7 protein-coding genes and 2 pseudogenes are annotated in these 10,226 nt (G+C 33.9%); 3 read left to right on the top strand and 6 right to left on the bottom strand.

Annotated elements, in window-relative coordinates; all coding sequences use genetic code 11:
- The 4 genes and pseudogenes from FJR38_RS28650 to FJR38_RS18765 all read right to left on the bottom strand — a co-directional run.
- Positions 1 to 190 (bottom strand): annotated as a pseudogene (locus tag FJR38_RS28650) (hypothetical protein); the annotation flags it as partial.
- Positions 191 to 235: pseudogene (locus FJR38_RS29380) on the bottom strand (hypothetical protein); the annotation flags it as partial.
- Positions 223 to 1,467 carry a WD40 repeat domain-containing protein gene (locus FJR38_RS18770; protein WP_168538732.1) on the bottom strand — a complete coding sequence of 415 codons (1,245 nt, stop codon included), beginning with the start codon at positions 1,465 to 1,467 and terminating at the stop codon, positions 223 to 225. The gene FJR38_RS18770 and the pseudogene FJR38_RS29380, both read right to left, overlap by 13 nt.
- 30 nt (positions 1,468 to 1,497) lie before the next feature.
- Positions 1,498 to 2,700: a hypothetical protein gene (locus tag FJR38_RS18765; protein WP_168538730.1), complete on the bottom strand. Its 1,203-nt coding sequence runs from the start codon at positions 2,698 to 2,700 to the stop codon at positions 1,498 to 1,500.
- A gap of 196 nt (positions 2,701 to 2,896) precedes the next feature.
- On the opposite strand from FJR38_RS18765, the gene FJR38_RS18760 reads away from it, so the two are divergent.
- Positions 2,897 to 4,225: an ATP-binding protein gene (locus FJR38_RS18760; RefSeq protein ID WP_168538728.1), complete on the top strand. Its 1,329-nt coding sequence runs from the start codon at positions 2,897 to 2,899 to the stop codon at positions 4,223 to 4,225.
- A gap of 99 nt (positions 4,226 to 4,324) precedes the next feature.
- Here FJR38_RS18760 and fetB read toward each other — a convergent pair whose 3' ends face one another.
- Positions 4,325 to 5,101 carry an iron export ABC transporter permease subunit FetB gene (gene fetB, locus FJR38_RS18755; protein WP_168538726.1) on the bottom strand — a complete coding sequence of 259 codons (777 nt, stop codon included), beginning with the start codon at positions 5,099 to 5,101 and terminating at the stop codon, positions 4,325 to 4,327.
- Positions 5,102 to 5,173: 72 nt separating this feature from the next.
- On the opposite strand from fetB, the gene FJR38_RS18750 reads away from it, so the two are divergent.
- Entirely contained in the window at positions 5,174 to 6,322 is a 1,149-nt protein-coding gene (locus tag FJR38_RS18750) for a DegT/DnrJ/EryC1/StrS aminotransferase family protein (protein ID WP_168538724.1), read from the top strand.
- 86 nt (positions 6,323 to 6,408) lie between these two features.
- Here FJR38_RS18750 and FJR38_RS18745 read toward each other — a convergent pair whose 3' ends face one another.
- The gene (locus FJR38_RS18745) at positions 6,409 to 7,152 is read right to left on the bottom strand and encodes a DUF561 domain-containing protein (RefSeq protein WP_168538722.1); all 744 of its coding nucleotides are present in this window, start codon (positions 7,150 to 7,152) and stop codon (positions 6,409 to 6,411) included.
- A gap of 258 nt (positions 7,153 to 7,410) precedes the next feature.
- Here FJR38_RS18745 and FJR38_RS18740 point away from each other — a divergent pair.
- The coding region (locus tag FJR38_RS18740; protein ID WP_168538720.1) for an S-layer family protein at positions 7,411 to 10,226 on the top strand (2,816 nt) is incomplete at its 3' end.

Raw genomic sequence — 10,226 nt, 5'->3', positions numbered from 1 at the left:
TTTTATTAGTGAAATCCCAAATTTTAATATAACCTTTATCGTCACCACTGGCTAATAAATTACCATCTGAACTGAATGTAATTGTGTTAATTATATCATTACCTAGATCACTAGAATTTTCTTCTTTCAAAATACTCCCTTCCTCATCAAGAAGATTCCATAATTTTATTTTATAATCATCCTCACCCACACTTGCTAAAATTTTACCATCAGGATTAAATGCTAAAGAATTAATCTTAAAGCCATTTTTATTTTGTGAGCATTCAAAATTTCACGTTTTTCACATATAGTTAAATCTACTATTTCCCAAAAATATATATTTCCTCCACTATCGGAACTCGCAAAAGTTTTATTATCGCTACTAATTGCAATTGATGTTATTTGGTTACCACTCCAGTGCTTTTTATTATCATTTTCTTCTTGTGTTTTCCAATTAAACAATTTTATACTTCCATCTTTACAACCGCAAATAATTAAATCTTTATTGATAAATGATAAAGAAGTAATTCTATTATGATTACTACTTTCTATTAATATTGAATATATTTCTTTGCAATTATGATCATATATTTTAATGTAGTTACTGTTTGTTTCTACTATCCCCGTTGCTATATAATCGTTTTGACTAATTGATATAGGACTTTGATTATAAATATCTGGTATTACTTGTTGTCCAAATTCTAATATTTTTCCTCCAACAACAGGAATGTTATTGATTAGTTTTGAGGGAAAAATTTGATGTTTTTTTTCTAATTTAAATTTATTATTGTACTTTATATCTTCTCCATTTGTAACATCAAACGGAACTATAGCTAATGTTTGCCAAGTATCATCAAATCTTACAGCCAAAAAAGTACCTTGAGTAGAAATATCAAAATCATATATTTCGTGATCAAGATTTATTTTATGTAATAGATCCCATTTTTTCTGAGAAATGTCATCAATTTTTGGAGAATTTGTGTAAGGTTCTTGAATAATTAATTCAAAATATTCTGATTCTGATGGTTTTTCAAAACTTTGTAATTTTGAAGAAATTGTTGCTTGTGGATTACGCCATTGCCAAAATGTTTGATAAGGCTGTTTAATGTCATTATGAATTTTAGCAAAAATGTCTTCAGAAACTTTGATTTCTGTTAATGTACCCCTAAAAACAATACCTTCAATAAATTTAATTTCTCTACCAAAGGAATCTTTAATTTTACCATTTCCTTCTATTTCAATATCTTCATAAGTTGTTTCAACCACACGAAATACTAGCGTTAAATTACCCACAGCAGAATTATGGATTTGACGATATATTGCTTTTTTAGCTTCTGTGGTCTTTCCTCCTGCAACAGACTCAATTAAACTAGATACTCTAGCATCACACATAAAATCAGGAGCAACTATTGTTCTAAATCCGAGATTTTTACTACGACTAACTAGAAAAACCCAACCTTCTATTTTTTCCATACTATATTTTGTCATAATTTAATCTCTTGATTTAATCTAATTAATTTAATTGGTTAACTTAGAATATGGATGTTCATATTCTAATTTATTTACAAGCAACAAAAAACAACGAGTAGAATATTCTAAAGCAGTTTTTTCATTTTCAATTTTTACTAAAGCTTCTGCTTTTTTAGCTTTTAATTGTTCTGTTCTTTCTTTAGCTGCGGTTTCTTTATTGTATACAGATGTTTGCAAGTCTTGATCAATAAAATCAATAATATCTGTAAGTATTTCCTTTGAAAATTGAAATTGGGGAGGTAATTTAGGTGCTACTTTTTCCAGTATTGTTTTAGCAGTTGTACCAAAATATTTTTTTAGTTTATCCCATAAAGTTAAATTAGCTTTGACTTCTTGAATCTGTTCTTGAGATTTTTTGTTTTCCTCATTAATCATTTTTCTTAACTCTTCTTTTAGCTTATCAGGTAGAATACAAGCTATAGGTAATTCTATATTATAAGGTTTAGGTAGTTTTCCTGTTTTTTTCATACTACCATCGGTTTGTTGTTCTGCAAAACCTTTACCAACTGAACTAACAGGAATTAATCGAACAACACCTTTACCATGATCATTTCTATGATTTTCATTATTAATATCACTGTTATTACTCCGAGTCATAATAATATTGCGAAATTGATCTATTTCCAGCAAATGATTTCTAACTTCTTCTAGGGTGTATTCACCTTCTATTAAATCCCATTTACTAATAATAAAATGAATAGATTTATCTGTATTTTGCATTAAACTCAATACATTTCCTAATTCTTTAATTACCCATTTTCTAGCTGAATTTTCACCCTTAATATATGAAAGTAACTTTGAACCATCTATTAAACCTAATAAAACATCTGCGTTTTTTATTGTCTCATTAAATTTTTCAATATATGTAGTATCATCTTTACGATCTGTTAGTATTTCACCTGAATAATCTGTATACTGAAATTGACAAGCTGAATAAATACCTTTCGGAGTCTGTATTTTACAAGTAAATTTCAAGTTAGATATATCTACAATTTGTGTTGGTTCTGGCCATGTTTCGTCGGTAGCAACTTCAGTATAAATCTGATTTAGAATTATTCGTTGAGCATCATCTACCGCTAAAAAAAATCCTGATTCTCCCTGTGTTGAGAGTTTATGATACATACTCCCTAAAAACACAGTTTTACCTGAACCAGATGGACCCAAAATAACTACATTATAAATTGGTAGCATAAATTGTCTCTAAGTATTAATACAGTAATTCTTCGATTTTTTACCCCACGTTATATCTATCATCTTTTTTTATTATCTAAAAGACTGTTTAATACTGTGTTTTGTAATGAACTGTTAAGTAAATGTATTAAAATAGCTTAGAATGATGCGTAAAAATACGCTATAATTGCTGAAAACCTTATCATAATTTGATTTTATGGATGTTACAGAAATTTTACAATTTGCAGATCAATTGATCTTAAATGAAACAGGAAAACGTTTAGATGATCTGCAAAAAACTGTAATTACAGGAGTTTATGATGGAAAAACTTATGAAACAATAGCAGATGAATATCATCGCAGCGAAAGTCGCGTTAGAAGTGTTGGACGTAAACTATGGCAAATTTTATCGGAATCTTTAGGAGAAGATGTTAATAAGCATAATTTTTGTTGGACTATAGAAAGGGTTATTAATTCTCAGCTTGTTAATATTATTAATGGTAATATTCATTATTGCCATAATAATAAAGAATCTTCTGAAAATGCAGAACAAGGTATTAAAAATCAACTCTATCACGATTTAACCCTAGCACCCCAAATCATCAACTTTCATAACAGAGAAACCGAACTACAAACCCTTTCCTCCTGGATATTAAATCAAAATGCTCATTTAATTTCAATCTTAGGATTATCCGGTATTGGTAAAACCACACTGGTTAAAAGATTTATAGACTTACATCAACAAAAATTTGATGCTATAGTTTGGAGAAGTTTAAAATTTCCTCAATCTCTAGATTTATTACTTGATGATTTACTAAAACATCACAAATTAGACTCATTACCAACAATAAATGATAAATTAAAACAATTCTTTGATCTTCTCACAAATAAAAAATGTTTAATTATTCTTGATGATTTACAAAATATCTTTATTCCTAGTCAATTCGCGGGAAAATATCAACCAGAATATCAAGATTATCAAACCTTATTCAAAATGATTATAGAAACCCAACATCAAAGTAGTGTCATATTAATTAGTCAAGAACAATGTCCAGAAATGGAATGTTTAGATGAAGAATTATATCCTATTAAATCTTTAGAATTATCCGGTTTAGATAATCCAGAAATTCTCAAAAATACAGGATTAAAAAATGAGGATAGTTGGTTAAAATTAATCAAATTATATCAAGGTAATTTACTTTATTTAAAAAGTATTAGTATATTAATCCATAAAAATTATGATGATCAAGTTGCTGATTTTTTAGCAGAGAATACTTTACATATTACCAATCAAATGCAATCTCATTTTCAAGAGACATTTCACCACCTATCACCCCAAGAACAACAAATAGTATTAGAAACAAGTAAATTTGAAAACCCTATTTCCAGAGAAGAATTAAGACAAAGTTTAAATTTATCCTCAGTTGATTTTAATAATGGTTTACAATCCTTACAACAACGGTATTTAATCACGAAAATCAAAGAAGATAAAATCCTGTTTAAATTGTCTCCAGTTTTTCAAGAATATGTGAGAAATTCTTGTTAATATGAAAAGCTAATAACTCAAGTTGCTTCCCTATTTTTATCCTGTTCATCCTTTAATCCTGGACATCCTGATTCAGACAATTTATTCACCAATTACCCATTACCTAACTAATTGCATAGCAGAATTAAAAAACTGTCGACATAAGCCCTTGGTAACAAAAATTGTGGTCAGCAAATTGGTGACAGCCACCATAAAAATAAGTAAAATCTCGTAGGATACAGCCTCTAGTGGTGCGACACCAGCTAATAATTGTCCATTGGTAAAGGTTGGTATTGTTACCATACCAATTAACATCATTTGATTTAAAGTGGGAAGAAAGGCGGCACGAATGGCTTCTTTGCGGTAGGATTTAATAGCCTGTTGAGGAGTTGCACCCAAGCTTAAATGGGTTTCTATTTCTGTGGGAAATTGGTTAATAGTAGTAACAAGACGTTCTCCGGCTACTGCTGCCGCATTCATGGCATTACCTAGCAATATGCCAGCTAAAGGAATGATATAACGCGGTTCATACCATCTATCCGGTTGAATAATTAAAAAATTGGTGTAAAGCAATGTTAAGGCAGTGCTGACAAAAATAGCTATCCATACTAAAGGTAAGACTTGAGGAATTTTTTGACTGATGCGGTTGCGAGTAATAATTGCAGTAATTGTCAGAATTATTGCTAAAATCCCCACTACTGCCCAAATATTATTAACTGCAAAAATGAAGTCAAAAATGTATCCTAATACAAGTAGTTGGAGGATAGTTCTACCAGTAGCTACGCTTAAATTTAATTCTAGTCCTAATTGCTCCCATGCTGATATCCCAATGGCGATCACCATTAAGCCAATAGCTAAAGCCAAATCTACCATATCCAGTTTGATTAGCTCTGGCATAGTTTGTCTACCTCTTTACAATTAAGAACTTTACAAACATAACTTTTGTATCTACAAATAAAATCAAAACTCATGATTAAAAGTGTAAATTCAATTCCTGCCTTTGATATTAAACAACAATACACCACCATTGAAGCGGAAGTAAGTGCTGCTGTGTTAGCGGTTCTGGCTTCTGGGCGTTATATTGGTGGTCCAGCAATTACAGATTTTGAACAACAGTTTGCAGCTTATCATGGTGTAAGTGAATGCGTAGCTTGTAACTCCGGTACTGATGCTTTATATTTAGCATTACGGGCTTTAGGAATTGGTGCTGGTGATGAAGTTATAACCACACCATTCACGTTTTTTGCGACGACAGAAGTAATTAGTGCAGTAGGAGCAATACCAGTATTTGTAGATATTGATGCGACTACGTTTAATTTAGATGTAGAAAAAGTAGCAGCAGCAATTACACCAAAAACCAAAGCCATTATCCCAGTGCATTTGTTTGGCTTACCTGTAGATATGACAGGATTAATGGAAATTGCGAAATCTCATAATTTAGCAGTAATTGAAGATTGCGCTCAAGCTACCGGTGCAAGTTGGGAAAATAAAAAAGTTGGAAGTATTGGCCATGTCGGTTGTTTTAGTTTCTACCCTACCAAAAATCTCGGTGGTTGCGGTGATGGTGGAGCAATAACTACAAATGATCCAGCGATCGCTACTCAATTACGAGTTTTGCGAGAACATGGTAGTAAGGTGAGATATGTTCATGAAGAAATTGGTGTCAATAGTCGGTTAGATGCTATTCAAGCCGTAATTCTGCAAATTAAACTCCGCTATCTGGATTTTTGGAATTCTAGACGCAAGCAAATCGCTGAATATTATTATCAACACCTCAGCCAAGTTACCGACATCATTGTTCCTCAAGAATTTCCTGGTGGTATTGGTGTCTGGAATCAATACACTATTCGGATTTCTGGAGAAAGACGTAATGGTGCAAGTGGTAAATATCGAGATTCGGTAAAAAACCAAATGCAGGAACAAGGGGTTAGTTCCATGATTTACTATCCCTTACCCATTCATTTGCAACCAGTGTATGAAAACTTAGGTTATCACGCAGGACAATTCCCAGTATCAGAACAAGCAAGTCAAGAAGTTTTATCTTTACCCATGTTCCCCGAATTGGAACAGGAACAACTCGATAAAGTTATTGATACTTTAAAAAATTGTTTATCCTGAATAACTGGGGAGCAGGGGTGCAGCGGAGCAGAGGGGCAGGGGTGCAGGGGAGAAAAATATTAATCCTCCCTCTTGCCTCTTGCTTCTTACGCAAATGTCCGGCTATTTGCAGTAGCTAAAGCTTCTACTAAACTACGCACAGCAGCAATCATCGCTATTTCGCTATTGAGTTGGTTAATAGCCGAACCGACACCAACACCAGCCGCACCGGAAGCGATCGCTAAAGGTGCAGTAACATTAGAAATACCAGAAGCACATAATACAGGCACAGAAACCGCACGGGCAATTTCATAAGCTGCGGCTAAAGTGGGAGCAGCTTTTTCAATTAATCCCAAAGTTCCAGGGTGAATAGGATTGCTGCTAGTACCACCTTCAGTTTGAATAATGTCAGCACCAGCTTTTACTAAATCTTCAGCTAGTTGTACCTGTTGGTCTAAAGTGAGAATATGAGGAACAGTCACAGACAGGGTAATTTCTGGCAACAAAGTCCGAGTTTGGCGAGTTAGTTCTAAAACCTCAGCCGCCTCAAATCTGCGTCCTTGGGCATAAAAAGAATCAAAATTACCAATTTCAATCAAATCAGCACCAGCAGCCACAGCAGTTACAAACTTTTCTGGTTCAACCGCAGATACACAAACAGGTAATTTGGTCAATCTTTTCGCCAATCTCACCAAATCCACATCAGCAGCAATATCCACAAAAGTAGCACCACCCAAATCAGCAGCTTTTACAGTTGCAGCCACACTAGCAGCATTGAAATTATTCAAACCACTAATTACCTTGAGTACAGGATGAGCGAATGCACGTTTGAGGCTAGGATACATAGTCATAATTTTTCTTTTGCAGCTTATTTCAGTAGGAACATTTTTACACGAAATATAACAATCCTACTTTGATTAGAAACATATATTAAGATTTGTTGACAAAATCTAGTTCTCATAGGTGAGACGATCTAGGTTTTTGTGATACTTGCCATTCATATCAGGGTTACGTGAATTTACTATTAAAGTGTAGATTTAATCTGCTAAGTGATGTATATTTTTTAGTAAATGTATTTTTGCGTATATAAGTTTAAAGTTTCTGAACCGATGAAATCTCAAAAACAATTGCTATCTCGTTTCTTAGGATTGACTAGTTTACTACTAGGAGTAATCACAAATACAAATCAAAGTGTTGTTGCTCAACTTACTCCTGATGATACATTAAAAACAGAAAATTCCGTTGTTAATCCTATTGATTCACTTCATAATCAAATCAATGGTGGTGCAACTAGAGGTAATAATCTATTTCACAGTTTTTCAGAATTTAATGTAGATGCAGGAAAAGGTGTTTATTTTGCCAATCCCGTAAATATTGAAAATATCTTAACTCGCGTTACTGGTGGTAATGTTTCTAATATTTTAGGAACATTAGGAGTAGCAGGAACAGCAAATTTATTTTTAATAAATCCTCATGGTATTATCTTTGGACAAAATGCCAGTTTGGATATTCGGGGTTCATTTACTGCTACTACAGCCAACAGCATCAAATTTGCAGATGGTACACAGTTTAGTACCCAATCTTATCAAAATACACCTCTATTAACTATCACTGCACCTATCGGTTTACAATTTGGCAGCAATCAGGGAAAAATTCAGGTACAGGCTAAAAATGGACTACAGGTACAACCAAATCAAACCTTGGCTTTAGTTGGTGGTGATATCAGCTTAGAAGGGACAAAATTAGGGACTGCTGGGGGAAGAGTAGAATTAGGTAGTGTTGCCGAAGCAAGTTTAGTTAACCTTACCTCCATTAACCAAGGATTTTATTTTGGTTATGATGGCATAAATAACTTTGGTGATATTCAACTTTCAGATGGTACAAATATTGATATCAGTAGTATAAATGGGGGAGGCGAAATCAGAGTAAATAGCCGCAATTTACGAATGATTGAAGATTCAAGGATAACATCTTTAAACTTAGGTTCACTACCTGGTGGATCAATGACTATTAATGCAACTGATACTGTAGAAGTCATTGGTACAGGGAATTTTGAACAAGCTTTTGGACAAGTGATCAATCCCGCAGCAAATCCCGCAGATCGTCGCAATGGCTTTTTTGCCGTTAGTGTGGGGACTGGAAGTGGTGGGAATTTTGAGATGAATACTGATAACTTAATCCTTAAAAATGGAGCATTTATACTCGTTTCTGCTTTTGGTAAAGGCAACGGTGGGAATGTTGATGTTAATGCCTCTGGGTCAGTGGAAGTAAATGACTCTTTATTAGCAACAGGAAATCGTGCTGGTAGTAGTGGAGATGCTGGGAATATCAAGCTTAATACACAAAATTTGATTCTTGAGAATCGAGGACTAATAGCATCAACTTCCTTGGGTAGTGGTAAAGCAGGAGATATTACCATCAACGCTTTTGACTCAATAGACATGACAGGAGGTGAAACTTTTTCACAAATAATTATTGGTGCAGGTATCAACACTAGTATAAGCTCTTATACTTTTGGTGCTTCAGATGCTGGTGATTCCGAGATTAATACCAGGCAATTAAATTTACGAGATAAAGCACAAATTGGTGCTTCCACTTTTGCCGGAGGGAATGGGGGAAATTTGACAGTAAATGCCCACTCTATACAATTGATTGGGACAAATGCTGTTACTGGACTTGAGACTAGCATTGCTACTGCAACTGAACAGAGTTCACTAGGAAATGCCGGAAATTTAACAATAAATACTTACAGCTTGGAAATTCTAGACGGCGGATATGTCAGTGCTATTACATCTGGTTCAGGAAATGCTGGAAATTTAACAATTAATACTCACAGCTTGGAAACTCTAGACCGCGGATTTGTAAGTGCTAGTACCAATGGTAAGGGAAATGCTGGAAATTTAACAGTAAATGCCTCTGACATCCAAATAATTGGTACTAATGGCAATAGTCTTCCTAGCGGCTTATTTGCTAGGTCTAATTTGCTTGCAACAGGGGCAGCAGGAGAGATAAAAATTAGCACTAATACCTTAAACATCCAGGATAGTGGTGTAATAACAACTACCACTGCTAATGGTAAAAGTGGTAATATTAATGTTAATGCTAACACTTTCACTGCTAACGGTGGTGGACAAATTCTCACCACTACATCAGGGAGTGCTAAAGCTGGAAACATCATCATGCAAGTAAGAGATAATATTACCTTAGATGGTGAAAAAACCGGACTATTTGCTAATACAGCACCAGGTTCAACAGGTGATAGTGGTAGTATTGATATTGACCCGAAAATATTTATAATTAGAAACGGTGCAGGAATAGGTGTAAATAGTCAAGGTAGCGGTAAAGGTGGAAATATTTCTCTGCAAGCTGGGACTCTGACATTAGATAATAAAGCCTTTATTACCGCCGAAACTATTAGTAATCAAGGAGGAGAAATAAATCTCCAAATTCAAGATTTATTATGGTTACGTCATGGGAGTAATATAACCGCTACCGCAGGTACAGCCGGGGCGGGAGGCGATGGCGGAAATATTAATATTAATGCTCCTTTTATTATTGGTTTTGCTAGTGAAAATAGTGATATCACCGCAAATGCTTTTCAAGGAAATGGGGGAAACATTAACATTACAACTAATACAATCTTTGGCTTAAAATTCAATCCCCAATTAACTGAATTTAGTGATATTACCGCATCTTCCAAATTTGGATTAAGTGGTCAAGTAACTATTAATAGATTAGATGTTGATCCTGCTAGTGGTTTAGCATCTTTACCTGTTAATTTACTTAATGCTTCTAATCAAATTTCTCAACGTTGTAAAAGGGGAAGATTAGCACGTAAATTAAATAACTTTAGCATTGTCGGACGAGGTGGATTACCATCTAATCCTCATAATTTATTGACTGATACAACTCCTTTAGTAGATTT

Origin of the sequence: Anabaena sp. UHCC 0253 (genome assembly GCF_009712085.1) — a bacterium.
Classification (GTDB): domain Bacteria; phylum Cyanobacteriota; class Cyanobacteriia; order Cyanobacteriales; family Nostocaceae; genus Dolichospermum.
This window is presented reverse-complemented; position numbering and strand designations above follow the sequence as displayed.

Excerpts from the sequence above, each read along its gene's own strand:
- FJR38_RS18745 (WP_168538722.1), bottom strand. The coding sequence starts at position 7,152 with ATGACTATGTATCCTAGCCTCAAACGTGCATTCGCTCATCCTGTACTC.
- FJR38_RS18760 (WP_168538728.1), top strand. The coding sequence starts at position 2,897 with ATGGATGTTACAGAAATTTTACAATTTGCAGATCAATTGATCTTAAAT.
- FJR38_RS18770 (WP_168538732.1), bottom strand. The coding sequence starts at position 1,467 with ATGACAAAATATAGTATGGAAAAAATAGAAGGTTGGGTTTTTCTAGTT.
- fetB (WP_168538726.1), bottom strand. The coding sequence starts at position 5,101 with ATGCCAGAGCTAATCAAACTGGATATGGTAGATTTGGCTTTAGCTATT.
- FJR38_RS18750 (WP_168538724.1), top strand. The coding sequence starts at position 5,174 with ATGATTAAAAGTGTAAATTCAATTCCTGCCTTTGATATTAAACAACAA.
- FJR38_RS18765 (WP_168538730.1), bottom strand. The coding sequence starts at position 2,700 with ATGCTACCAATTTATAATGTAGTTATTTTGGGTCCATCTGGTTCAGGT.